The organism is Lentilactobacillus rapi DSM 19907 = JCM 15042 (assembly GCF_001436255.1).
Lineage (GTDB): Bacteria > Bacillota > Bacilli > Lactobacillales > Lactobacillaceae > Lentilactobacillus > Lentilactobacillus rapi.
Map to the genome: position 1 here is coordinate 24,268 of NZ_AZEI01000029.1, position 25,653 is coordinate 49,920.

The 25,653-nt window shown below is 43.5% G+C and carries 25 protein-coding genes and 1 pseudogene; 16 read left to right on the forward strand and 10 right to left on the reverse strand.

What is annotated here, in order from left to right:
* The first annotated feature begins 252 nt into the window (after positions 1-252).
* From gltB to FD12_RS14175, 4 genes and pseudogenes are all read left to right on the forward strand, one after another.
* Positions 253-4,716 (forward strand): glutamate synthase large subunit, encoded by a 4,464-nt coding sequence (gene gltB, locus FD12_RS04655; RefSeq protein WP_056981951.1) that lies wholly within the window; start codon positions 253-255, stop codon positions 4,714-4,716.
* A gap of 12 nt (positions 4,717-4,728) precedes the next feature.
* Complete coding sequence (locus FD12_RS04660) at positions 4,729-6,162, forward strand: glutamate synthase subunit beta (protein ID WP_056981952.1); 1,434 nt, start codon at positions 4,729-4,731, stop codon at positions 6,160-6,162.
* A 284-nt stretch (positions 6,163-6,446) separates the two neighbouring features.
* On the forward strand, positions 6,447-6,992 hold the full coding sequence (locus tag FD12_RS14395) for a LysE family translocator (RefSeq protein WP_225427266.1): 546 nt from the start codon (positions 6,447-6,449) through the stop codon (positions 6,990-6,992).
* Positions 6,993-7,222: 230 nt separating this feature from the next.
* Positions 7,223-7,405: pseudogene (locus FD12_RS14175) on the forward strand (hypothetical protein); the annotation flags it as partial.
* A 54-nt stretch (positions 7,406-7,459) separates the two neighbouring features.
* On the opposite strand, the gene FD12_RS04670 reads toward FD12_RS14175, so the two are convergent.
* Both FD12_RS04670 and FD12_RS04675 read right to left on the reverse strand, forming a co-directional pair.
* Positions 7,460-8,623 (reverse strand): MFS transporter, encoded by a 1,164-nt coding sequence (locus tag FD12_RS04670; RefSeq protein WP_056981956.1) that lies wholly within the window; start codon positions 8,621-8,623, stop codon positions 7,460-7,462.
* 131 nt (positions 8,624-8,754) lie between these two features.
* Positions 8,755-9,057, reverse strand: coding sequence for an ArsR/SmtB family transcription factor (locus FD12_RS04675; RefSeq protein ID WP_056981958.1), 303 nt, complete (start codon positions 9,055-9,057; stop codon positions 8,755-8,757).
* Between the two features lie 95 nt (positions 9,058-9,152).
* Here FD12_RS04675 and FD12_RS04680 point away from each other — a divergent pair, with 95 nt between their 5' ends.
* From FD12_RS04680 to FD12_RS04695, 4 genes are all read left to right on the forward strand, one after another.
* Positions 9,153-9,614 carry a hypothetical protein gene (locus FD12_RS04680; RefSeq protein WP_054747824.1) on the forward strand — a complete coding sequence of 154 codons (462 nt, stop codon included), beginning with the start codon at positions 9,153-9,155 and terminating at the stop codon, positions 9,612-9,614.
* A 140-nt stretch (positions 9,615-9,754) separates the two neighbouring features.
* Positions 9,755-9,967, forward strand: a complete 213-nt coding sequence (gene mazE, locus FD12_RS04685) for a type II toxin-antitoxin system PemI/MazE family antitoxin (protein WP_054747826.1) — start codon at positions 9,755-9,757, stop codon at positions 9,965-9,967.
* Positions 9,964-10,347, forward strand: coding sequence for a type II toxin-antitoxin system PemK/MazF family toxin (locus FD12_RS04690; protein ID WP_054747827.1), 384 nt, complete (start codon positions 9,964-9,966; stop codon positions 10,345-10,347). The genes mazE and FD12_RS04690 overlap by 4 nt, the downstream gene beginning before the upstream one ends.
* Before the next feature lie 111 nt (positions 10,348-10,458).
* Entirely contained in the window at positions 10,459-11,205 is a 747-nt protein-coding gene (locus FD12_RS04695) for a glucose 1-dehydrogenase (RefSeq protein ID WP_054747829.1), read from the forward strand.
* A 61-nt stretch (positions 11,206-11,266) separates the two neighbouring features.
* On the opposite strand, the gene FD12_RS04700 is transcribed toward FD12_RS04695, so the two are convergent.
* Complete coding sequence (locus tag FD12_RS04700) at positions 11,267-11,593, reverse strand: hypothetical protein (RefSeq protein WP_056981960.1); 327 nt, start codon at positions 11,591-11,593, stop codon at positions 11,267-11,269.
* Entirely contained in the window at positions 11,583-11,870 is a 288-nt protein-coding gene (locus FD12_RS04705; RefSeq protein ID WP_054747831.1) for a type II toxin-antitoxin system RelB/DinJ family antitoxin, read from the reverse strand. The genes FD12_RS04700 and FD12_RS04705 overlap by 11 nt, the downstream gene beginning before the upstream one ends.
* A 319-nt stretch (positions 11,871-12,189) precedes the next feature.
* Here FD12_RS04705 and FD12_RS04710 point away from each other — a divergent pair, with 319 nt between their 5' ends.
* Positions 12,190-14,496 carry a glycoside hydrolase family 31 protein gene (locus tag FD12_RS04710; protein WP_056981962.1) on the forward strand — a complete coding sequence of 769 codons (2,307 nt, stop codon included), beginning with the start codon at positions 12,190-12,192 and terminating at the stop codon, positions 14,494-14,496.
* A gap of 214 nt (positions 14,497-14,710) precedes the next feature.
* Here the strand turns inward: FD12_RS04710 and FD12_RS04715 are convergent, their stop codons facing one another.
* Together FD12_RS04715 and FD12_RS04720 are read right to left on the reverse strand one after the other, a co-directional pair.
* On the reverse strand, positions 14,711-15,445 hold the full coding sequence (locus FD12_RS04715) for a sulfite exporter TauE/SafE family protein (RefSeq protein ID WP_054747833.1): 735 nt from the start codon (positions 15,443-15,445) through the stop codon (positions 14,711-14,713).
* A 24-nt stretch (positions 15,446-15,469) separates the two neighbouring features.
* Positions 15,470-15,829 (reverse strand): YisL family protein, encoded by a 360-nt coding sequence (locus tag FD12_RS04720; protein WP_056981976.1) that lies wholly within the window; start codon positions 15,827-15,829, stop codon positions 15,470-15,472.
* A gap of 117 nt (positions 15,830-15,946) precedes the next feature.
* Between FD12_RS04720 and FD12_RS04725 the strand changes: the two genes are divergently transcribed.
* From FD12_RS04725 to FD12_RS04740, 4 genes are all read left to right on the forward strand, one after another.
* Positions 15,947-16,411, forward strand: coding sequence for a GNAT family N-acetyltransferase (locus FD12_RS04725; protein WP_056981964.1), 465 nt, complete (start codon positions 15,947-15,949; stop codon positions 16,409-16,411).
* Between the two features lie 214 nt (positions 16,412-16,625).
* A complete protein-coding gene (locus FD12_RS04730) occupies positions 16,626-17,030 on the forward strand; it encodes a hypothetical protein (protein WP_054747835.1) in 405 nt (134 codons plus the stop codon).
* Between the two features lie 268 nt (positions 17,031-17,298).
* Positions 17,299-18,069 (forward strand): SDR family oxidoreductase, encoded by a 771-nt coding sequence (locus tag FD12_RS04735; RefSeq protein WP_056981966.1) that lies wholly within the window; start codon positions 17,299-17,301, stop codon positions 18,067-18,069.
* Between the two features lie 359 nt (positions 18,070-18,428).
* Complete coding sequence (locus FD12_RS04740; RefSeq protein ID WP_056981978.1) at positions 18,429-19,469, forward strand: alcohol dehydrogenase catalytic domain-containing protein; 1,041 nt, start codon at positions 18,429-18,431, stop codon at positions 19,467-19,469.
* Between the two features lie 87 nt (positions 19,470-19,556).
* On the opposite strand, the gene FD12_RS04745 is transcribed toward FD12_RS04740, so the two are convergent.
* The 4 genes from FD12_RS04745 to hemH all read right to left on the reverse strand — a co-directional run bounded on the left by FD12_RS04745 (position 19,557) and on the right by hemH (position 23,607).
* Entirely contained in the window at positions 19,557-20,483 is a 927-nt protein-coding gene (locus tag FD12_RS04745; protein ID WP_054747837.1) for a nucleoside hydrolase, read from the reverse strand.
* Positions 20,484-20,553: 70 nt separating this feature from the next.
* Positions 20,554-21,315, reverse strand: coding sequence for a flavodoxin family protein (locus tag FD12_RS04750; RefSeq protein WP_056981968.1), 762 nt, complete (start codon positions 21,313-21,315; stop codon positions 20,554-20,556).
* Positions 21,316-21,326: 11 nt separating this feature from the next.
* The gene (locus FD12_RS04755; protein ID WP_162258719.1) at positions 21,327-22,652 is read right to left on the reverse strand and encodes an Nramp family divalent metal transporter; all 1,326 of its coding nucleotides are present in this window, start codon (positions 22,650-22,652) and stop codon (positions 21,327-21,329) included.
* Positions 22,633-23,607 carry a ferrochelatase gene (gene hemH / locus FD12_RS04760; protein ID WP_056981971.1) on the reverse strand — a complete coding sequence of 325 codons (975 nt, stop codon included), beginning with the start codon at positions 23,605-23,607 and terminating at the stop codon, positions 22,633-22,635. The genes FD12_RS04755 and hemH overlap by 20 nt, the downstream gene beginning before the upstream one ends.
* Before the next feature lie 157 nt (positions 23,608-23,764).
* Here hemH and FD12_RS04765 point away from each other — a divergent pair, with 157 nt between their 5' ends.
* The 3 genes from FD12_RS04765 to FD12_RS04775 are packed head-to-tail and all read left to right on the forward strand — an operon-like array spanning position 23,765 to position 25,452.
* Positions 23,765-24,094 (forward strand): hypothetical protein, encoded by a 330-nt coding sequence (locus tag FD12_RS04765; RefSeq protein ID WP_056981973.1) that lies wholly within the window; start codon positions 23,765-23,767, stop codon positions 24,092-24,094.
* 21 nt (positions 24,095-24,115) lie between these two features.
* Positions 24,116-24,961: an aldo/keto reductase gene (locus FD12_RS04770; protein WP_054747839.1), complete on the forward strand. Its 846-nt coding sequence runs from the start codon at positions 24,116-24,118 to the stop codon at positions 24,959-24,961.
* A gap of 32 nt (positions 24,962-24,993) precedes the next feature.
* Positions 24,994-25,452: a nitroreductase family protein gene (locus tag FD12_RS04775; RefSeq protein WP_054747842.1), complete on the forward strand. Its 459-nt coding sequence runs from the start codon at positions 24,994-24,996 to the stop codon at positions 25,450-25,452.
* The last annotated feature ends 201 nt before the right edge of the window (positions 25,453-25,653 follow it).

Below are 25,653 nucleotides of genomic sequence, written 5' to 3' on the forward strand. Positions count from 1 at the left end.
AATCATGTTAAAAATAAAATTATGTTTCATAATAGACTCCTAACCCCGATTAAGCAATAACTGATTTTTTATTCATCACATAGCTCTGTCCATTCATAGCTTTAATGGCGGTAATGATAACGTTTTGGTGATCACTCAGACTAATTTCATTTTGAAATAAATTCAAAAAAGTTGTTGTTTTATCATAAAATTAGAATATTATTAAAACTATATCTGCAGAAATTACATCCAATTTGTTAAGTAGGTGAAGAAATGAGTAAACTAACGAACTCGGAGAAACTGATGTATTCTCCCAAATTTGAACATGCCGCATGTGGGATGGGCTTCATCACTCAAGTCGATGGCCATCCAAGCCATGAGCTTGTTGAAAAAGCCCTCACCATGTTACAAAGAATGAACCACCGTGGCGGAACTGGCGCAGAGCCTGATACCGGTGACGGTGCCGGGATTCTGATGGCAATGCCGGATGCCTTTTTCCGCAGTGAAATGGCAAAGGTCGACCTGACATTACCGAAGGCCGGCGATTATGCCGTTGCCCAATTATTTTTGCCGCACGACGAGCAGGAACGTGACGCAATGCTGAAAGCTGTCACCCATAAAATGGAAGAGGCTGGCTTCACAGTTCTGTGGACCCGGTCCGTGCCATTCGTCTATGAAAGTTGCGGCCCAGCTGCCCAGAAATCAATGCCAGGATTTGCCCAAGTTGTTTTGAAACGGACTTTCGAAGTCAAACCTGGCCAAGATTTTGAAGACCGCTTATATGTTTTGAGACGACAACTCGAAAAAACATTTGATCGTGAATCGATGTATATCTGTTCACTTTCGAGCCGGACACTCGTCTATAAGGGGATGCTGCACGCTTATCAAGTTGGCCTATTCTTCTCAGATTTACATAATCCAGAAATGAAGAGTGCCATTTGTTTGATCCACTCCCGTTTTTCAACCAACACATTTCCAAGCTGGGATCGTGCCCAGCCATTCCGCTTCCTTGCCCATAACGGTGAAATCAACACCTTGAAGGGTGCCGAAAACTGGATGACCAGCCACGACATCGAAATTTATGATGAAGACGATTCTGACTCGGCTAAATTGGAAAACTGTATGGAGTATCTTTATCGTCATGGCCGGACAATTCCCCAATCATTAATGATGATGGTCCCTGAAGCTTGGGGCAAGGGAGCTGACATGCCGAAAAAGCAACGGGCGTTTGACGAATACAACGCCTCATTTACGGCACCTTGGGATGGTCCAGCTGCCCTTTGTTTCACTGACGGGATTCAGGTTGGCGCTTTCCTTGACCGAAATGGGTTACGGCCTTCCCGTTATACCCTGACCAAAGATAACGAGTTAGTCGTTGCCTCAGAATCCGGTGTCGTTGACGTTGCCCCTCAAGACATCGTTGATAAAGGCATCCTGTCGCCGGCCCAAATGCTGCTGGTGGACACTCAGAAGGGTAAGATTTACAAATCCGATGAATTGAAACACGAATTTTCAGAAGCTCATCCTTATGAACAATGGTTAAACGCCAATCGATTAACCCTAAACAACTTGCCAGAAGTTAAATCTGAGCCTAAAGTTTCCGGCGACGATTTACAAAAATTATGGCGACGCAACGGTTATACCCACGAAGTTATCGAAACTGCATTAATTCCGATGGCTAAAAACGGTGGTGAACCAGTTGTTGCAATGGGGTTTGATTCCCCATTGGCAGTTTTAAGCAATAAATCAGAATCATTGTTTACCTATTTCAAACAGTCCTTTGCGCAAGTGACCAACCCACCCATTGATCCATTGCGAGAAAAAATTGTGATCAGTACGACCCTATTCTTAGGGCGTGATGATGACGTGACCAAGGATGTCGCTGGTAACTGCCAAAAGCTGCGGATTGACAGCCCTATTTTAACCGATCAAGAATATGCCAAGATCAGAAACTTGGACTTACCTGCGTTAAAAGTAACCAAGCTCTCTCTGGCATACGATTTAACCGATACCCCTAACCGATTGGCGCACGTGTTGGAGCGCTTATTCAAACAGGCTGAAAATGCCATCGATAACGGGTCGACTATCTTAATTCTTTCCGATCGGCCAGTTCATGAACACCAAATGACGATTCCGGTTCTCCTAGCAGTTGCTGGCTTAAATAACTATTTGGTTCGCCAAGGTAAAGGAACCGAGGCTTCTATCGTGGTCGACACGGCCGAAGCGTGTGAAATTCACCATTTTGCCTGCTTGGTTGGCTACGGGGCCATGGCAATTCACCCATACGGTGCCTTCGCAACCTTGGCTGAACGCGGACTTGAAAAACAAATTCCGAGTTATTGTCAGGCTTCGACCAAAGGGATTATCAAGATTATGAGCCGAATGGGAATCTCCACTGTCGCCGGCTACAAAGGGGCCCAATTGTTCGAAGCAGTTGGTCTGGCTGACGAAGTGGTTGACCAGTATTTTACTGGAACCCCCACTCGAATTGCCGGCATTAACTTGAATCAAATTGAAAATGAGTATTACGAGAAATATCAATCAGCTTATGATGCTCATTCCATCGACGATTTACCATCTGGTGGCAGCTTCCAATACAAAGTCGATGGCGAATACCATTTGTATAATCCAGAATCAATTTATCAATTCCAAAAAGCCGTTCGTTCGGGCAGTTATGACGAATATCAAAAATACTCGGCGCAAATGAATGCTGAAGCCCGAGAAAATCCAACGACTTTGCGTTCAATGTGGGACATCAAGCAATCCAGCAATCACCCAGTGCCATTGAGTGAAGTTGAACCGGTTAGCTCAATCGTTAAAAGATTTAAAGCCGGTGCCATGAGCTTTGGGGCACTTTCCCAAGAAGCCCACGAGACCATTGCAATTGCGATGAATAAGATGGGTGCCCGCAGTAACACTGGTGAAGGTGGCGAGGACCGCAGTCGCTTCCACGTTGGTAAGGATGGCCTGGATCGCAACAGTAAGATCAAGCAGGTTTCAACTGCGCGGTTTGGTGTCAATACAGAATATCTGATGAGTGCCGAAGAAATTCAAATCAAGATGGCGCAAGGTGCTAAGCCGGGTGAAGGCGGTCAACTCCCTGCCGGTAAAGCTTATCCTTGGGTTGCTAACATCAGAGGTTCAATCGCCGGGGTGCAGTTGATTTCGCCACCACCTCACCATGATATTTACTCGATCGAAGATTTAAAACAGTTGATCTATGATTTGAAAGAAGTCAATCCCTACGCCACCATCAATGTGAAGTTGGTTTCTTCAACTGGTGTCGGCACGATTGCCGCTGGGGTTGTTAAAGCCGGCGCAAACACGGTGGTTATTTCCGGCTACGACGGTGGAACGGGCGCCGCGCCACGAAATTCGACCCGTGACTGTGGGTTGCCGTGGGAAATGGGCTTGGCTGATGCGCACCAAACCCTGGCTTTAAACCACTTACGTCAACGAACCACCTTGGAAGTTGATGGGAAATTGTTAACAGGTCGTGATATTGCTGTTGCGATCATGTTGGGAGCCGAAGAATTCAGTTTTGCGACCCTCACAATGGTTGCCATTGGCTGTATCATGATGCGGAAATGTAACCTGAATACTTGTCCAGTCGGAATTACCACCCAGAACCCTGATTTGAGAAAACTTTATGCTGGTAAACCGGAGCACATCATTAACATGATGCACTTCTTGGCAGAAGACCTCAGAGAACAAATGGCTGCCCTGGGCTATCGAACTGTTGATCAAATGGTTGGCCACGGGGAACATTTGCAGCCCCGTTACGTTCCAGCAGGCAAAGCCAAGACTTTGAACTATGACCGAATGATCAATAAGACGATTACGATCGATCGGAAAGTCAAAGATCCATTCAAGCCAAAATACAATTGGCCTGATCTGGATGTCTTTGCCAAAGCCAGTCTTGAAAGCGGTACTTCAACGACGGTTAACCTGCCAATCAATAACACGATGCGAGCGGTTGGAACCCGGATGGGTGGTTGGATTGGTGCCCGGTTTGGCAATAATGGCTTAAAGCCTGGGTTACTTAAATACCATTACAAGGGAACTGCTGGCCAAAGCTTTGGTGCCTTCATTACCCAAGGCATGGAAGTCAAGCTGGTGGGTGAAGCCAACGATTATGTTGGTAAAGGCCTTTCCGGTGGTCGCTTGATTGTTGCTGCTCCAAAGCAAGCCCGCAACCTGTATACTCACTCCCCAATCATCGGCAACGTGGCCTGCTTCGGTGCAACTGGCGGCGAAGCTTACTTTAACGGCCGAGCCGGCGAACGTTTCTGTGTCCGTAATTCTGGTGCCAACGTCGTCGTTGAGGGCATTGGCAACAATGGTTGTGAATACATGACGGGTGGCGTGGCAGTTATCCTTGGCAGAACCGGCCGAAACTTTGCGGCTGGGATGTCCGGTGGGATCGCCTACGTTTATGATTGGAAACACGACTTTGAAAAGAACTGCAACCAAGACTTAGTTGATCTCTACCACGTTGGTGAAAATGGTGATGACAGCATTTTGAAGAAATTAATCCGTCAGCACTACACTTACACGCAATCAGAAACTGCTAAACAGATTCTTGACAATTGGGAAAATGAGAAACAAACTTTCATCAAGGTTTATCCTCGTGATTACCACAAGATGCATGATCTAATCGACAAATTTACCAAGCCGGGCGTTCCAGAAGAGCAAGTCATCGAAAAAGCCTTCTACACGGCAACTGGTCAGGAATAGGAGGAAATAATCATGGCAGATCCCAAAGGTTTTTTGAAATACCCCCGAAAAGACAATCCAATGCGCCCGATTATGCAACGGGTAAAAGACTTTAATGTGATGGAATTAGACCTCGGTGACGGTGACCGGCGTGAACAAGCCGCCCGCTGTATGAACTGTGGCATTCCCTTCTGTCACCACGGTATCTTTTATGGTGGCGGCCGGGCAGTCAGTGGTTGTCCAAACGATAACTTGATTCCCGAATGGAACGATTTGGTTTATCGTAATCGTGATCAGGCCGCATTCGAACGGTTAACGAAGACAAACTTCTTACCAGATATGACTGGTCGGGTGTGCCCCGCACCATGTGAGGCATCTTGTGTCCAAGCCTTAAACGGTCCCGGTATCACGATTCGAAATAACGAAAAATTCATTATCGAACAAGGATTTAAAAATGGTTGGGTCGTTGATTCTGGTAAACCCCTGCACCGTACTGGCAAGAAAATTGCGGTAGTGGGCAGCGGTCCAGCTGGCATTTCCGCAGCTTGGCGCTTAAATCAACTCGGTCATTCCGTTACGATTTTTGAACGTGATGATCGTTTTGGCGGCCTGCTCATGTACGGAATTCCTAACATGAAATTGCCAAAAGAAGTTGTCGAACGCCGGATTCAAACGCTGCGCGATGTCGGCATTGAATTAGTCGCCAACACCGAAGTTGGCACCGATATTTCCGCCGAAGAACTCAAGCAGAATTTTGATCGGGTTGTCATTTGCACGGGTGCGCGTCAAGCCCGTGATATGGATGTTGATGGTCGTGATCTTAAAGGCATCTATCAAGCGGTGGATTACTTGAAGATCGCAACTCAATCTGTGATAGAAGATGGTCCAGCTGCAACCACCAAGCTGAAAGGCAAACACGTTGTTGTTATTGGTGGTGGCGATACTGGTAATGATTGTATCGGCACGGTTATCCGTCAGGGATGTGCCGGCATCACTCAGTTGGAAATCACGCCATCTTTGCCAACCGAACGGCAAGAAAGTAATCCGTGGCCAGAGTGGCCAATGGTGCAAAAGAATGGGTATGGTCAAAAGGAAGCCAGAGCATTATTTGGCGACATTACCACTTATTCATCAACTGCCACCGCTTTCTTTGGCAATGACGGTCACGTCCAAGAAGCCGAGATTAGTAAAGTCAATCATTTCAAACCAATCGCTGGCAGCGGCAAGAAGATCAAAGCTGACTTAGTCTTGTTGGCAATGGGCTTCACCGGTGCTGAACAGTGGTTGTTCGATCAGTTCAACATTACTGAAAAGAACAATAACTTCACCACCAATGACAGCCAAGTATTTGTCGCCGGTGATTGCCGTCGCGGACCCAGCCTTGTAATCTGGGGGATCTTTGAAGGCAGAAAATGTGCTGAAAAGGTAAATGAGTCCCTGCAGGTGTTGGCGAATACCAAAGTATAGTGTGCGGAACAAAGCGGTTAGAAGCTAGAGCATAAGGCCCGCCTGTCGTAAATCCTGGGTTTGGATTTATGACAGGTGGGCCTTATGTGCAGATTTCTGCTTTGCAAAGCAGCATTTCTGCTCTACTAAATACTTCTCTAATAATCATAAACCGATCGATTGTACTCCAGAAAATGCCATTTGAACTTTTTATTCCTCAGGACTAGATGCAATTTTTATAGGAAACTATTTGTTAGTGAAAGAAGAAGAGTAATATGTTGGCTTTTTTCTCTTATATTATCATTATGGCAATTACCCCCGGGCCCAACAATTTGATGGCTATGCAAGAAAGTCGACTGCGAAGTTTTCGTGGTTCGTATCCCTTTTTACTTGGTCTATTCGTTAGCTTTTTTATCTTGGACTTTTTCACATTTCTTTTTATGAACGAATTGATGTCAGCCCCTACTCTAGTGTTGAACTCGTTAAAGTGTATTGGTTCAATTTATTTAGTTTACCTAATTTTTTCTTTGTTCGGATATTCATTTCAAGCAAAACATGTAACCAGCTCGAATGGCCGTTTTTGGGCAGGCATGCTTCTAAATCTGACTAATGTTAAAGTTATACTTTATTTTTTAGTTGGCTACATTTCATTTTTAATGCCAATTTTCAAAAATAGGCAGCTACTTATTTTAAGCTTTGGAGTGATTATGTGTTTTATCACAACAGCTTGTAATGTTTTATGGGCTTTGTTGGGTTCCTTGTTTCAATCTTGGTTTACCGATCATGGTAAATTTATTAATGCCGTTTTATCAGTGTTATTAATTTATGCTATATATGAAATGTGGAAGTAAAAGAACAAATGCATTTTGCAGGCAAGTAATTAGTATAAATTGCTTTATAATGGTGAAGATTAAACGGATTGCTCATAAGATTACTTTGAACCTGTTTAGGGTCTTCCAAAGGCCAGGATGATTTGCCAGAATCTTGATAAAAAAGAAAAGAGAACCTGATTGATGACTAATCACCTTTAATCAAATTACGCGTCAACAACTTCGCCATTAATGGTAAAACGAATTTAAAAGCAATCGTTCAGGTTACCAAACGCAATGAACTACATAACTTTACCGCAATGCCGCAACGCTGAATCACTGAATGCTCCTTCAGCTGGCTGGATAAGAGCCGGCGGCTGTGGAAAAATTGTGAACGCCAACTGAGTGTTAGCCCTTCTTGGGTTACTTCTAAGAAGACTCTAAACAGGTTCTAAACAATTAAAAAAGCGACTATGACAAACGATAAAAAATTTGTCTAGTCGTTTTTCTTATAGATTCAGCTGTCTGCGGCGCTTAAAAATACCAGACCCACCGTATAGGATAATCGAAATACCAATCATCAAAAACGCAAATAACGAAATTGCGGCAAAGCCATTAAACTGATTAAACAAGATCCCACCGATGATTCCAGCAATTGTTTCGCCAAAATACATGGCGGCGTTTGATAATGAGGAAATTGTACTCCGAGCGTCCTTGGCTGTACTTTGAAGCGTGGTCATAAATAATGGGAAAATAAAACCATTAACCAAGAAGGCGATGGTCAACAAGACTTCTGCTAACCAGAAAATATGTACAAATGGTATCACCAAGTAAAGCGCAATTAATGCCAACAATTCATACAGAAACGATTTTTCCAGACCTAACCAATCAACAATTCGACTACCAAAAAGTGAACCAACCAAATTACCGCCACCAATCGCAATCATCGCTGTTCCCACTCCGGCAAGTGTTAAGCCAAAACCCTTTGTAAACCAAGTCGAAATAAAAGTCATCACTGTGAACGAACCAGTTTGGAACACGAAATATGCAAATAAATAGCTGATCGCCCGTTTATTATTGAACACTTTTGTGTAGGTTTTGATAAAGGAAAAATGCTCGCGTTGGCCAATTTCTAATTCTGGTAAAACGAAGATTAGTAAGCCCAGCAATATGATCGCCAACGTGGAAATCACAAAAAATGGCGTGTGCCAGGAAACGGCGGCCAAATAGCTGCCAATTGGAATTCCTACTAATTGGGAAACGGATAGCCCCGCGGTTGCATAACCCATTACTTTTACAATATCTTTTTTGTTCACAACCACCGGAATAGAAGCCCAGATCTGTGGCGTAACGAACGACGCACTAATTCCAGCTAAAAGTCTAAATAATAGTATCAGTTGAAAATTGACTGCAAAACCACACAAAAATGTCGAAATGGCGAAGGCTAACAGCCCCCAAATCATAACTTTCTTTCGATCCCGGCCATCAGAGATTGGTCCAGAAATCAAGGCAAAGGCTGCATAGCCAATGGCATAAGCTGAAACCATCCACCCAGAAACTGAGGTGGAAATACCATATAAATTACTTAGCGTTGGCAGTAGCGATGAAATCAAAAATGTATCTGTTCCAATTAGAAACATGGTCAAAAAGAAAATAAGGGAATATTTTTTCACGAGGTTACCTCTTCCTTTACGCCTTAAGTCATCTTCAATCAATATGATTTAAGAACGTTATTTGTTTTATAGTTTTATATATATCAAACTATTATTCCCAAAAAAAATATGCTCATAGAAGAGCACATTCATCATAAGTTTTCCAGCAATCCAGGTAACTCGGACTCGATTTTTTCGACATTCAAAGTTACATACTTCTCTCGTCCTTGAGTCCTTGTCGTTGTAATCCCTGCTTCCCTGAGCGTTCGCAAATGGTATGACATGGTAGATTTGTCGATTTCAACGTGTTGGTTTAATTTACCGCACCCCATTTCATGGCCCACGTCATAAAGCATTTGAACAATCTTATAGCGACCGGGATCAGATAACGCAAAGAAAATTTGCTGTTTAAACTGAGTTTCACTGACGTCTGGAGATAATTGTTTGATATTCATAAAACTATCATACAACTACCTTTTATAATTGCAACCCTAAATATAAGTTGTAGCATAAAGATGAATAACGCTTTTAATGATTGGAGGGCATCACCATGGGCTACCAAATGATATTTTTAATCGCATTTATCATGTTTATCATTGCCGGCATTTTGTTTAGCCAAATCAGTCGATCAAATTCGGCTAATAAACCAGCCACTCCCATCTGGTACCGTGGTCAAACGCCTGAATACGACGTTGAAGTGATGCCAGGCAGTTACCAATATGATCCAATCGATGGGACTGCCACAATCCCCACCAATTTGGATGACCATTACAAGCTTTATAAAATTGATAATGTTCCCGTCCGTTTAAATCATCAAGCCGAAATGGTGGTCCCCGCCATTGAACTCAATCCCACTGATCAGCGGCTCACAAATCAATTACGCAACCCAGCAAATAATTGGCTGGAATTCCCAGAAGAAATTAAACGGGATTATTATGTCTGGACAATTGCTGACAAAGGCAAAGTCTTACTACAGGTGGAGGCTAATTCTCAATTGGTCGAGCCGTGGTGAACAACAGCTGATCACTGTAATAACGATCATGTAAAACTACCGAAGCGATATTTTTGAACATGTTAATTGACGCGTCACGGGAAATATTGATACAATAATTTTGTAAATACAGTGTGAATACATTGTGAGGAGGCTATATTATGAAAGTCCGTGAACAGGGGAATTCATTAGTTGTAACAGTTCCTAAAAAGTTTGGGATTAAATCAGGCACCGAAGTAGTGGCAGTTAAAGGACGCGATGGCTCTTTTTATTACGTTCCAAAGATGAGCAATCCATTCACAGATCCTAACGTGACCTTTAATCATGATAAAGAGGAGTTTGACGATTCAACTGTTGGTCGTGAAGAAATATGAAAGAATACTCTTACAAGGGCTACACACCTGAACAAGGAGATATTATTTGGCTAACCTTTGATCCCCAAGAGGGTCGTGAAATCGCAAAAAGGCGTCCGGCGTTGGTCGTTAGTTCAACACCTTATAATAAAGCAACCGGGTTTATCAAAATTTGTCCAATAACCAGCAGAAAGCGAAAGCAACCTGGGTTTTTTGATTTGACTGGCCAGATAAAAGTTCATGGGCAAGTAAATGCAATCCAACTTCGATCAATTGATTTTCTGTCTACACACAGAAATGTCGTTAAAATTGAAGAAATTCTACCTGGTACCTTTGGTCTGGTTGCCCAATTTATTGGACTTATTTTTAACTTTGATAATATTCTAGACATCGGCGATTAATATCTTATTATGAGAATCCAAATTATTTTGTTTCTTTCCAGGTATCTAAAAAGCAAATCCCTTCTTCCTTCATGTGAAACCGGATACAATATAAGGAAAGGAGGAGATTTCATGACAGATCGTTTAAAAGATAAAGTTGCTATCATTACCGGCGGGGTTGCCGGAATTGGTTTAGGAATTGCGGAATGCTACGTTCGTGAAGGTGCTAAAGTTGTCTTGACCGCCAACCACAATGTGGACGGTGGCAAGGCTGCTGTTGCCAAATTTGGTGCGGACAATGCCCTCTTTGTTCAACAGGATGTCTCCAAGGAAGCTGACTGGGAGAAGGTTACCCAAGCAGCTGAAGATCAATTCGGCAAGGTGGATATCGTTGTTAATAACGCCGGAGTGCCACCAGTTGCGGTTCCAATCAACAAACTTAAATTGGCCGATTGGAATCGGATCATTGCGATCAACCTTACAGGAACTTTCTTGGGCATCAAGCACGGAATGAACGCCATGCTTAAGAGTGGTGGCGGTTCGATCATCAACATTTCTTCTATCGAAGGATTTGTCGGCGTCCCAACTGGTGGTCCCTATAATGCCAGCAAAGGCGGTGTCCGGGCAATGACGAAAGCCGCTGCCTTGGATGCAACCTCCAACGACTACAATATTCGGGTTAATTCGGTTCATCCCGGATTTATCGACACCCCGATTTTGCCACGAGAATCCGTTAAGCAACTTGCTTCAATTACCCCAATGAAACACATTGGCGAACCAAAAGATATCGGTGAACTTTGCGTTTACTTAGGATCTGAAGAGTCGAAATTTGCAACCGGCTCTGAATTTGTTGTCGATGGTGGATTTATTGCTCAATAATATACTGCCAAAAAGTGGTTCACCCTTGGATTGGATGGACCACTTTTTGGCGCTTTATTATTTAAAGATGCTCAAGAAACTTTCTAAGGCCAACAGCATCTTCAATATGTAAGCGTCCAAAGATTGAAATAATCTGCAATTTATTAGCATCAATCTTAAACGCTGTATCAACCCAGGATTTCTTCTTCAATCCCGCTTCTCGCCAATGTTTGATTTCATAGAATACTCGCTTAAGATAATCTGGCTTCTGATCATATTGAGATGTTATTTTGTACGCAACTCGTGGAAGCCCTGGTACTTGAAAAATTAATACTGGTCGAGATTTTCCACCTTGCTTTTCAGCAAATCTAACATAGGCATAAACAATGTCCGTGTTCTCAATCTTCATCCTCGTTGTCCTCTGCTAAAAACTTTTCAATTTTTTGGGGGTCGCTTAATGTCGGCACATCACTGTTATATACCGACCTCGCCAGATCAATTCTGGCTTTTTCATCATCGGTAAGCTTGAACTCAAAGGGGATCCTTCCTTCTGCAGCAACGCGACGATACAAAGCAGTTACGACAACCGTCGGGTTAAGACCAAGTTCCTCAAACACCGCATTCACGTCACTATCCAAATCCCGATCAACCTTAATCTGAATTCTTTTCTTAGTGTCTTCAGCCATATTTATCCCTCCTAATTGGCTTTTATTATATAACCAGCATGAGTTAATTGGTAGTATATAGGTCACACAAAAGAAAAGCGAGGATTTTGATAATAGACGATTTATTTAATCTTAGTGACCTGAACGTCCTAACTTTTATCGACGCTGTCACTGATTAATAATTTGACTGCGTTCCAATTATTTGCCAATGCCTGGTATGATGTTAATAGCCGGGATCTCAATGCTGATCGCGACAATCGCCATTAGTGTCATTAAGCAGGATGCCCCACAAATCGATAAAGTATAACAACACAATAATTAAAACAAAGGAAGGAATAATATGCCACAACTACCAAAATACACTCAAACCGGGCAAACCATCACTTTTGCCTTTCCAAACCATGACCTACAATTATCCGTCTTAACGTCTGCGATTATCCGAGTATTTGAAAACCGGGGTGATTCTGGTCAATCATATGCGATTGAGGGCAAGAAAGAACAACCCACTGATTTTACCCTCAAGGATGTCGGCGATCACTACGAATTAACAACGGCTGATTTATTAGTAAAAGTCGACTCTGATCAACACGTCGATATTTATGATGCTGCCGGCAATCCATTAGCCGTTGATTACCGTGGTAAACGTCAATTATTGGATAAAGGCGTCGATAAAGTCCACGAACGCCTCGTCGAAGCAGAAGGTCACAGCGTCTCCAGTTCAACAACCGGAGCGGATAGCAGCTATTTTCAAGTCGTTAAATCACTCGCTGCCGATGAACACCTTTACGGTTTAGGTGACAAGACGGGTTATCTGGATAAACGCGGCTTTGAATATGACAACTGGAACACCGACAATCCGGCACCCCAAATGGAGAACTTTACCAAGTTGTACAAATCGATTCCAGTCATGTATGGGCTCAAGAACGGCCATCCCTATGGTCTCTTCTTTGATAATCCTTACAAGAGCCACTTCGATATGGGGAAAGAAAGCCCCAACTATTACTTCTACTCAGCTGTTGACGGCAACCTTGACTACTACGTTCTCGGTGGCAAGACTTTAAAGGATGTTGTCAGCAATTATACCTACTTAACTGGCCGAGTCCCACTACCACAAAAGTGGACCCTCGGTTATCAGCAATCTCGTTGGGGTTACAGCGCCAGCCAACAAGAAGTTCAAGAAATCGCTGATGGTTTGAAGAAGTACGACATTCCCTGCGACGCCATCCACTTTGACGTTGATTACATGCGGGGTTATCGGGTCTTCACCTGGGATAAGGACAAATATCAAGGTGATCCGAAAAAATTTGTGACCAGCTTGAAAGAACAAGGCATTAAGGCGATCCCAATCATTGACCCCGGCGTTAAAAAGGATCCGGATTACGATGTCTACGCTGACGGCATTAAGAAAGGCTATTTTGTAAAATCACCAGATGGCAAAGTCTACATCAATAAAGTTTGGCCAGGTGATTCCGCCTTCCCCGACTTTGGCCGGCCAGAAGTTCGTCAATGGTGGGCTCACAACGACAAATTCCTAACTGATATTGGCGTTGGTGGTATTTGGAACGACATGAACGAACCAGCTTCCTTTGAAGGACCCATTCCGGATGACGTTGTCTTTAGCGATCAAGACAAGCCATCAACCCACAAGAAGATGCACAACGTTTACGGTCACAATATGGCCAAGGCAACTTACGATGGCTTGAAGAAATACCAAGATAAGCGGCCTTACGTTATCACCCGGGCAGCTTATGCAGGTACCCAAAAATATTCAACCGTTTGGACCGGCGACAATCGCAGTATTTGGCCCCACATTCAAATGATGATTCCCCAACTATGTAATTTGGGCATGAGCGGGTTTAGCTTTGCCGGTACTGACATTGGCGGCTTTGGATCCGACACCAACGCGGAACTATTAACCCGCTGGATTGAAGCAGCAGTCTTTAGCCCCTTAATGAGAAACCACGCTGCTATGGGGACTCGTCATCAAGAGCCTTGGAGCTTTGGCGAACCAACCCTTTCAATTTATCGCAAATTCGTCAAGCTGCGATATCGCTTCATCCCCTACTTATATGATTTGTTCGAGAAGGGCACTAAAAGCGGCCTCCCAGTCATGCGGCCATTAGTTCTAAACTATGACAATGATCCCCGGGTTCGTGATCTCAATGATGAATTTATGGTTGGCGACAGCGTTTTGGTTGCCCCAATTGTCGAAAAGTCAAAAACCAAGCGCTTGGTTTACTTACCTGCCGGTGATTGGGTTGATTTCTGGAATAACCGCCAGTATACCGGCAACCAAGACATTGTCGTCAATGCCCCACTGGATAAATTACCATTGTTCATCAAGAAGGACGCGATCCTGCCTTGGGGAAATCCAGTTGATCATATTTCAGACGAACCTGATAAAACCATGACCTTTAAAGTCTTTGGTGATCAAGGTAGCTACGATCATTACCAAGATGACGGCACTGACTTTAAGTATCAAGATGGTGAATTCAACCACTACACGTTATCCGTAAATGCCGGCCAAGTATCAATTCAATTACCACATCATGGATTCAACCCGGCATACGAAAAGATTACGGTCGAGTTGCCGGATAAACAGGTTGTCTTAAGCTATGATGCTGCAAGTAATAGTTACCGAGAATAATTAAAGAGTGGGACGAAAAGCGATTTGATCCCAGAGTTTAAGTTAAAAAAGCAATGCATTCTGGTTTTAGAATGCATTGCTTTTTTGCTTAAATGGCGAGGATCAGCCGTTTGTCGCAAGTTTTATCAATAATAAGAGAGGAAAACCAAATTGCATTATAAACACTTTGCCGACTCATGCCTCAGCCACGTTTAATTTTACCTTGACAAGCCAGTTACTTAAAAGCCGTAAAGCCACCCATCACAACCAACAAGACGCCCAAAATTGGCTTAACATACTTGGTAAACTTTGCTGGGTTCAATCGATTGAGGAGGATCGGTGCGAGAAATGAGCCCAACACCGCTCCAAGCATAATCCAAATGCCAACTTTCCAATCAACATTGCCTGCCTGTAAGTGAAAACAGATGCCAACAAACGTCATTGTGACCAAAACCAGTGAAGAGGTTGCCGCAGCGGTCACCATGTCGGCTCCCATGACTAACAATCCTGCCATAATGGGTCCACCACCACTTAAACCGCCAACCCCAACCATCAAGCCGCCGATAATGCCATAGATCACCGCAACGGCACTTCCGGTTTGTTTAGGCGCCTGCTTTGATTCAAACAAGAGCTGAATGCCGATGTAGGCTAAAATACCGCCGATGATGTATGAATAAATTTTTTCGGGAATATATGGCGAGACAAGTGATCCCACAATAACGGCGGGGACGGCTGCTAGAATCATTCGCCAAGCAATTTTAAAATGAATCTTGTGAAGGCGAAAGTAAGAGTATGACCCAATGAGCAAGGATGGAAATGCGGTTACCAAAGAAGTGGCGGCCGCACTTGCCGGGCCCAAGCCAAAGATCGTGGTTAAAATTCCCAGGTAGTACGCCGCTCCCCCACCGCCAAGGGTAATGACAATTGTCCCAATAACAAATCCAGCCAAAATCAATAAGATAATATCCATTGGAATTAGCCCCCAGCCTTAATTTTAACGCCAAGCAATTGGATACCAGCCGGCCAAATAAAAGCCGAAGATTGTGGTAACCACGAAGACCCCAATCAAGGTCCAATAAAGTGACTTAGACCCTGCTTGACGACTTTTACGAGCGAAACTAATCTCAATGAGGGCAATGACAGCAAGCCCTAACAACAGCTTCACAATACCGCTAACTGGCGCTCTAGGGATCCGATACCAAGCTAAGAAACCACCCGAAAGCAAAATCGGAATGTAAAGGACTCTGGTAATCATCATAAAAATGGTTGCCAACTTATCCTTAAAAGAAAAGGCAAGAATAACAGCAATAACTAATAAGACCCATGAAATTAAATGAATATTAATCCATAGCAAAACAATGGCCTCCTTAAAATATTTTCGCAATGTACGAAGTTCATTATAGTCTTTCCCGGTTGATTTATAACCGTCAGCGCTTATGATTAATTTAAAACTTTTGATAGGAGTTAATTCATGAATAATCAATTAGACATTCAGCCCTTTACACAAGCAAGCAGTCGACATTATGACTTATTACTAACGGCTGATCCGGCCAAACAGCTCGTCGATGCCTATTTAAAACGGTCAATCAATTTTGAAGCCAACATCAACGGTGTCTTGGTCGGCGTCTTAATTTTAATTGAAACCCGACCGGAAACAATTGAAATCGTCAATATTGCCGTTGCGTCCACCTACCAAAATCAAGGAATTGGCAGCAGGTTACTAAACTTCGCAACCAACTGGGCAAAAGATCGTCATTATCGGGTCATCGAAATTGGCACTGGCAGCACCAGCTTCGACCAATTGTACGTCTATCAAAAAAATGGTTTCCGATTGGTTGGAATTGATCAAGATTTTTTCACTCGCAATTATACTGAACCCATTATTGAAAACAAGTTAGTGTTAAAGGATATGGTTCGGTTGCGGAAATATCTTTAATTTGTTATTAACCGAGAAACCAGTTTGTTCAAATTCAGAATGGACACATTTGACTTTCTAATCAGTAATCATTAGCTCGGATGACTACTTCCATTAGAATCAAAATACCTATTATTCTAATCTAGTTTAGTCATATTCATTTCAACCACTCCTACCTTGTGCTAAATTAGACATGGATGGAATCGCACATATTAATATCGTGGGGTGATTAGCAATGAACGAAAAACAGAAAGCACAAAACGCTAAACGGGCCAATGTTTTGTGGATCATGTTAACAATTATGGTGTTGGTTGTGATTGCAGGAATCGTCGGTATCATCATGAAGAGCCACCAAACCAACCAGTACAAAGATATGATTAGGCAATCCGTAACCGCCTATAACAAAACAGCTCCTTCGTCAGAACAATTATCACCAACTAGTCGAACCAAAGTTTATCGAGTTCGCAAGTCCGGTGATCAAAAATACTTTGTTCAGCTGAGTGGCACAACACCAAAGTTTATTTATCAAAAGACCCAAGGAAAATGGACGTCAGTTAAATCAAACAAAACGGCAACTAACGTCTTAAAATATCGAATTGTTTATACTTCGAATCAGTCTGCGATCGACAACAGTAAGTAGCCGGTTATTTAATTATGAGAATTCCTGGGTGAAATTGTAGTTATTAATAACTAGTTAGTTATATTTATTCATTTAATCAATCATCATCAATCTTCCAACGGCAGCCTTCTCAGGAGGTTAGCCTTTTTTTATGGATTGAATCGACTGGCAATTCTTAATCAAGCGGAAATTTCCACAATTCAAAATAATTGATAAAGCGCTTCCATATATATAAACTAAAGGTGTTGATATAGATAACCGTTTAGTTTTAATCGAAAGGAAGATCATTATGGCTGATTTACTAAAGGGCAAAGTTGCAATTGTTACCGGCGCAGGTTCCGGTATGGGTCGTCAAATTTCAGAACTATTCGTTAAAGAAGGCGCCAAGGTGATGTTGGCAGATATCAATCCGGACGGCTTGAAACAAACCGCATCCGAAATTGATTCTGCAGGTGACTCAACTAGCACTGTTATTGCCAACGTTGCCAAAGAAGATGACATCGTTAATATGGTTAAGGAGACGGTTGATACTTATTCCAAAGTCGATATCTTAGTTAATAACGCGGGTATCGTTGATAATATTAAGACGGTTGAAAATACGACTGATGATATTTGGGACCGAGTATTGGCAATCAACTTAACTGGACCATTCAAGGCTGCTCGTGAAGCTATCAAATATATGTTGGATCAAAAAGATGGCGGAACAATTATTAACATGGCATCCGTCGGCGGCTTGTTCGGTTCTCGTGGTGGTGTTGCTTATACTGCAACCAAGCACGGCATCATCGGTTTGACGAAGAATATTGCGGCCACTTATGGCATTTACCATAACATCCGTGCAAACGCGATTGCTCCAGGTAATATTGCCACTAACATTCAAAAGACCATTAATGATCCTGATGAACTTGGTATGAAAGCTCTCACAGCAATTGGTGGCATGACGGCACCAGGTGGTAAGCCAGAGCAAATCGCCCAAGTTGCCTTATTCTTAGCTTCAGATCAATCCAAATTTGTTAACGGCGCAGTGATTACAGCGGATGGCGGCTGGACATCAATGTAATAGAGTGTGAGGCCAAGCGGTTAATAACCGGAACATAAGTCTCCATCAACGGAAATCCCGTTTTTGGGGATTTTTGTTGTTGGTGCTTATGTGCAGACTTCTGCTTTGCGGAGCACTATTCGGCTATGGAGCCGAGGAATTCCCGGGTTTGGAATTTTTCCAAAGCTGCTCACAGGCAGATCACAGTTTGGAGGAACAGTCCAGTCGAGGCTGCCCTCATGCCCCATTTCATCAATTCAACAAACCAATTTCAAAAGAGTCGGCGCAAAATCACCTCATTTGCCGGCTCTTTTTCTTTGCATCCCATCCCTTGTGTTAAAATGAACTTGTATTCAAACAAATTCAAAGGGGATAGAAATTTGAAATCAACCATCTTTGTTAAACCTGGAAAAGTCGAAATTCAAAACATTGAGAAGCCAACAATTCAGAAGGCCGACGATGTCATCATTCATATTTTGCGAGCCTGCGTCTGTGGTTCTGATTTGTGGGCCTATCGGGACCTTGAATCCAAAGAACCAAATTCGGAAAACAGTGGTCATGAAGCGATTGGAATTGTCGAAGAAGTCGGTAAAGCCATTACCACTGTGAAGCCTGGCGATTTCGTGATCGCCCCATTTACTCACGGTTGTGGTCACTGTGCCGCATGTCGGGCCGGCTATGAAGGCAGCTGCCAAAGCCATAGCGATAACTTTAGTTCTGGTTACCAAGCTGAATACGCGCGCTATCAACACGCCGAGTGGTCGTTGGTTAAAATTCCCGGCAAGCCTGAAGATTATAGTGATGGCATGCTCAATTCCCTATTGGCCTTAGCAGACGTCATGGCCACTGGCTACCATGCTGCCCGCGTTGCTAATGTCAAAACTGGTGATACCGTCGTCGTTGTTGGTGACGGGGCGGTGGGTCTTTGTGGCGTGATTGCTGCACAGATGCGTGGCGCTAAACGAATCATTGCCATGAGTCGCCACGAAGATCGCCAAAAGTTGGCAACTGCATTTGGCGCCACTGATATCATCGCAGAACGTGGTGACGAAGCGGTTGCTAAAGTCATGAGTTTAACAAATGGTGCAGGGGCTGATGCCGTCTTGGAATGTGTTGGTAGTGAATTATCAACGGACACAGCCATGAAAGTTGCCCGTCCTGGCGCAATTGTTGGTCGAGTTGGTTTGCCGCATACCCCAAAGACTGATCTCACCGGTCCATTTTACAGTAACTTAGCCGTTGCTGGAGGCCCAGCATCTGTTACAACCTACGATAAATCAGTTCTTCTGAAGGCTGTCTTAGATGGTGATATTCATCCCGGCAAGGTCTTTACCCAACGCTTTGATCTTGACGATATTGATGCCGCTTATCAAGCAATGGCAAAACGAGAAGCGATCAAATCATTAGTGGTTGTTGACTAACCGATTAGTATAACTAAAACCCCAAGCCTAAAAATCACGGTACTCGCTGATTTTTAGGCTTGGGTTTTTAATACTACTTTTTACGAACTATTCTTTAGTCAATAATTCATCAATTTTGTCATAGAATTTCTTAGCATGGACTTCGGTCACCAAATTAATGGGCCGTCCGGTTTCCGTTTCGAAGGTTCTGCCGGCACTTGAGCCATGAGCAATCACATCACCCTTGATATTCTTAGATTCGATCATCTCTGGATATTGACTAGCCACCGTGGTTAATACATCCCACAAATAATAAGTTGAGTTGGCTTCATATGATGACACCAATGCATAACCTTGGCCAATTAAGTCCATCATTGGATAACGCCGGAGACTGGCCCAATGCTGCTGGACATCAGCATTCAGTGGAACTTGGTTGGTACTTTCCAAGCCTACCATTTGAATATCAATATCGGCATCCCAAACGGTTTTAACTGCTTCAGGATCCCAGTAAGCATTCCATTCAGCCGTCCCATCATGCTTAGGTTCAAGCACATTACCTGTCGTCCGCATGGTACCGCCCATCCAATATAACCGTTCGATTTTATTCACAATGGTTGGGTCAACTGCTAACGCCCGAGCGAGATCAGTTAGCGGCCCCGTCATAACTAAATCGGTCTTGCCCTCGGTATTTTGAAGCTTATCAATCATATCCAAGTGGGCCGGCTTTTCAGCAACTTCTGCGTTTACCGGGCCATGCTCGTTTAGTAATGGAAAGGCATCAAATGAAAATGAACTCAACCGCCATTCTTTAGGAAATTGGTGAACCGCGCGTGAATTTGAAGCAGCCACGGAAATCTCTTTTCCATGACCGAATCTGGCAATGATCTTTTGAGAAGCAGGTACGGGCCCCTCAATATAGCCGTCAGCGTCAATCACGCCAACCCCGGTAAGGTTAACTTCTGGCATTTGCAACAACAATAGTAATGAGACCAAATCATCGACGTTGCCGTCATGGTCAAAGTAAACATTCTTCAAAATAATGTCCTCCTCGTTTATTAATCTCATCATACAGGAATCCGGGCAACCAGTCTATCAGTAGCCAATCTCAACGGCGCCGGTGCTTGACCACTGTAAAGAAGTGTAAAATACATGCCAGTAATACATAGAAAATCACCACAAAGGATATGTATCGCAGCCAAAAGCCCTGGCTTGGGACTAATTTAAAGCCAAACTGAATCCCCATGGTCAATAGTGCCATAAACGCAATCATAAAGAATAATTCAATATATCGTTTCAATGTACTGTCATCCCTTTTCTTCACAGAGTTTAGTCGCCGGCCCCATTTGAGACAGGTTTGCTTTTTAGTTTCCGGTAACTCTTTAAGCCCCCACGTATTAGTGAGAACCAGTTCGTGAACCTTAATGACCCCAGCGGCAGTCATCACTTTATCGATTGTTCGAAAACTTTGGTCGGTAACTCCGGTGACCCAGTTTTCAAACGCGCCGGTATAACAGTCAGTAATGCTTAAATAGTGCTTGTCTTTAAATCGATCGGGATGAGTGGCCCCGGTATGGTCAAATCGGACCAACCGCTGGCGCATGCAGTCAAAGAAATCTTTCATTTTGCCTGCCAGGCCACCCCAATAGGTTGGAGCGGCCAGCACCCAGACATCACTAGCGAGCATTTTTTGTTCCAACTCGTCTAACACGGGATCCTTCTTGTCACCATGATCCGGCTTAAATGGATAATCCTCTAAGTAAATAATTTCGCTTTCGTTCGGCTCTTTTATCCCAGCCATCACCGCTGCCAACATCTTAGCGGTCACCCCATTATTTCGATGCGATCCTAAAATTCCAAGTACTTTCAATATAAGACCCCCTAAAAAATTGCTAAAATAAATTGAATATTGAGGACGGTAATAATTGACGTTAACAAGTAACCAACCACCGTCACTGATAATCGGTTGGTATGGACGCCCATCAAATCATGATTGTTTGTGAGTGCCACCATAGGAAACAACGTGAACGGCAAGGCAATGGATAACGCAATTTGGGCAAACACGATCATCTGCTCAAATGTATCATCATTGAAGCCAACGATGAACCCAATGATCAAAATCGGAATCAAGGTCACAAACCGAGTTAAGAGTCGCCGTTCCCACAATGGCAGCCGGATGTGCAAGTAACCTTCCATCACAATTTGCCCCGCTAACGTGCTGGTGATCGATGAAATCATCCCTGTGATCAGCAACGCAAACGCGAACAAAGTGCTCATTAACGGGCTGGCAAGACTCCCTACAATGGCGGAATTTTGCAACCCATGGTAAACATCCTGAAATGCAGAAAAGTTTGCGTTTTTATTGAAAAATAGCGTTCCCCCGAGGATGAGCAATAGCGCATTAATCAGAAAGGCAGCGATTAAATGCACGTTTGAATCCCACTTTCCAAATTGCAAAGCTTCATTCACTTGTTTGGGATCATGATAATCGTATCGACGGCTCTGGGCCAGTGAAGAGTGCAGGTAGACGTTGTGCGGCATGATGGTGGCCCCCACGATTCCCAAGCTCATCACCAACTTTTCATGATTGGTCATAATACTTGGAGTGGGAAGTAACCCACCAAGAATCCCACCGACGTTGGGTTGAGCCCGGAAAACCTCAATTCCAAAAATCACGCCCACCACTAATATTGAAAAGAGCACAATAAATTCGATTCGCCGAATTCCAAATCTTAAAAATAGCAATACCAATAAAACATCAAAAATAGTAAAGAAAATGCCAAAAATTAACGATAACCCAAATAACAGTTTTAACGCAATTGACGTGCCGACAACGCCGGTCATGTCGGTTGCCATCATCGCAATTTCATTGATAAACCACAGTATGTAACGCCCCCACCGGGGAATCTTAGTCGCAATTGCCTGGGCCAAGTCCAGCCGAGAAACGACCCCCAACTTAATTGCTAAGGTCTGCATGAACATCGCAACAATAATCGAGATCAGCAGTACCGATAATAATTCATATCGGTATTTACTCCCGCCGGATAACGACGTCAGCCAATTACCGGGATCCATGTACCCCACGGCAACCAATGCTCCAGGTCCGCTATACGCCAAGAACTTTTGTAGAAAGGATGATTCGTACACACTGGGAACTTTGACACTCCGATTAATTTCATCCAGACTTTTATTTTGCTGTTCCTTCATTGACATCCCCCTTTCCACGCAGTTTTTGCTCGCTCAGATCCGCAACGAATTGACAAAAGGCGTCACTGGCATTCATCGGTGGTACGGCATCTAATACCTTGCCGCCACTGGACCTGAACGTTTGATAATTTTGAACATTATTTTCCTCGATTGTTTCCAAGCAATCTTCAACAAAGGATGGCGTGACAAGCAGCACATTTCGCTTGCCCATCGCAGCCAATTCCATCAATGTGTTTTTTAAATATGGCTTCAGCCAAGGCATCGGCCCAAATTTGGATTGAAAAACTGTCAGAACTTTATTGTCAGGCACTTGTTGGAGATATTTTTGGACGTTGGCCGTGGTCTGCTGGCACTCTTTCTCATACGGATCGCCTTTTTTGATCATCGACATTGGAATCCCATGATAGGTGAAAACCACTGTGTCATAATTTTTTTGAACGTAACACTCGTCCACTTGGCTTGCCAGGATCTTTTGATAAGTGGGCTGATCGTCAAAATGCTTAATAATTGTCGTTGGCACACCGGATGCTTTTACTTTTTCGATGATTGTATCATGGGTACTTTGGGTGTAATTCGGAAATAAGGGCAGCACCACAATATGGTCATCCCCATTATCCTGCATTTGGTGCAGGCAATCCCCAATCGTTGGCCCACCATAGTTCATTGCGTACTGAACGTCCCAATCTTTCAAAATTGCTTGGACCTTGCGCTGCATCATTTCGGTATACACGGTCAATGGTGAGCCTGCTTGGGTCCACATGTGCCGATAATAGGTAGCGGATCGCCAAGTTCGCAGCGGTAAAATAATTCCGCGAAGCAGTGGCTGCCAAAACCATTTTGGCAGGGTGACCACATTTTGATCACTTAGAAATGCTTTCAAATAAATTTTGACATCTTTGGTACTAGGCGATTTGGGTGATCCGAGATTAACCAGTAACAACCCGTTTTGTGACATTGCGATTCCCCCTTATGTCCTGATTATATCGCTTTCACCAATTCAAAAGAATGGCAGCTAAAAGAAAAATCCCCGTCAGAGAAAACATTTTGTTCCGAACAATGAAATCGGTTCATTTATTGAGTACAATGGTATTGAGGAAGGACGTGATTAACCCTTGAACAATGCCAAGGAATACCTGGATTTCTTTAACCAAGAATATAAGGAACCCGGCAAACACAGTAATTACAGCACAAATAGCAACTTCCGTTTTGACACGAGAGCTGATGCGCTTGAAACCAAGAATATGTTAATCCAAAAAAGTCCCTGCGCTAAATATTATCGTTTGAGTGTTGAATACATTAATCCCAACCGGTCGATGCAGGTGGGCTGGTACATTACCGTTAGGAAATTGGATCACCAACCCAAAGCACCTGATCACCAATCTACGACAAGCCCCAAACCTGAGAAACCACAGCAACCAACTCACAAAAAACCAGAAAAATAACTTTGATGGAGGTAATTATCCATGGCAAATCAAGTACCAGCAGTCATCATGAACGATGGCTTTAAAATTCCAGAGATTGAATTAGGAACCTATCAAATTCGCGGTGGTGACGGCCTGCAGCAAGTGCTAGCTGCCATTCACGATGGTTACCGCGGCTTGGACACGGCGACCAATTATGATAACGAGGGAATGGTTGGTGAAGCGATTCGCAGATCCGGCCTCCCACGTTCAGATTTCTTTGTCACGTCCAAATTGCCAGGTAAGTATCATCAGTATCATGACGCAACTAAAGCGATTCAAGAGAGTCTCTATCGCTTAGGTTTGGACTATTTTAATCTTTATTTGATCCATTGGCCGCTTCCAAAGCGGGATCACTACGTTGAAGCTTTTCAGGCAATGATCGATGCTAAAGAGCGGGGCTTGATCCAATCAATTGGTGTTTCTAATTTTGAACCAGCGCATCTAGACCGACTCATTGGCGAAACCGGGGTCACCCCCGCCGTCAACCAAATTGAAGCCCATCCTTATTGGAATAACGAACGAATGTTGCAGGCAGATCTTGAACGCGGAATTGTCACTGAAGCTTGGAGCCCATTAGGTCGTGGTAGCGCCGCTTTGCAGGAACCACTCATTCAAGATTTGGCTCACAAATATCACAAGAATGCCGGCCAAATTATTTTGAGATGGCACACTCACCGTAACATCGTTCCGATCCCTCGTTCAAGTAACCTCAATCACCAGCGGGCTAATTTGGACATTTTTGATTTCAAACTGACCCCAGATGAAATCCACGCGATTAATCAGCTAACCAAGCCAGATGGCCGAGTTGATAGCCAAGATCCCAATGAATACGAAGAATTTGAATAATAACCAATAAATATCAAAGGGGTGTGTTTATAATGGAAACACAAAAAATGATTCTTTCCAGAAAAGCAATTCGAGAATATAATGGTCAAATTACTGACTTTCAGCTGCACCAAATTCTGGAAGCCGCTAATGCCAGCCCTGTTGCAATGGGCCAATACGATAATTATCGGTTGACGGTTATCCAAGATCCGGCAACTTTAGCAAAAATGAGTGGCATTTATGAAGCTCCAACTGTCATCGTAGTTTCCGCCAATGATGCCGGCGCACCAGCGGAAGTTTCTGCAGGCGCGATTGTTCACAACATGGAATTGGCTGCTGAAGATCAAGGTTTAGGCGCCAACTATAATATGGGCGGCTTGAGCTCAATCCCAGCCGGTGTGATTCCAGCAGGCTTCACGCCAGTGTTCGGCTTGACAGTGGGCCAAACAACCGAAACGTTTACACCGCGAGAAGTCTCGTTGGACCGAATTAAGACCAATTTCGTGAAGTAATTTACTTTATTTTGGATGTTTACAACAAATCGCGTAGCTATTCCGTTTCTGGAATAGTTACGCGATTTGTTTAATATGGGAGTTTCCCACTTCGTATATTGGCGGTACCATTAACGATTTATGCCCGTGATAAGGCAATTGCACTGTTCTTAGAAACTGTTTGAGATCTAAATTGAGTTTTGGTATACTTTTGCAAAAAAG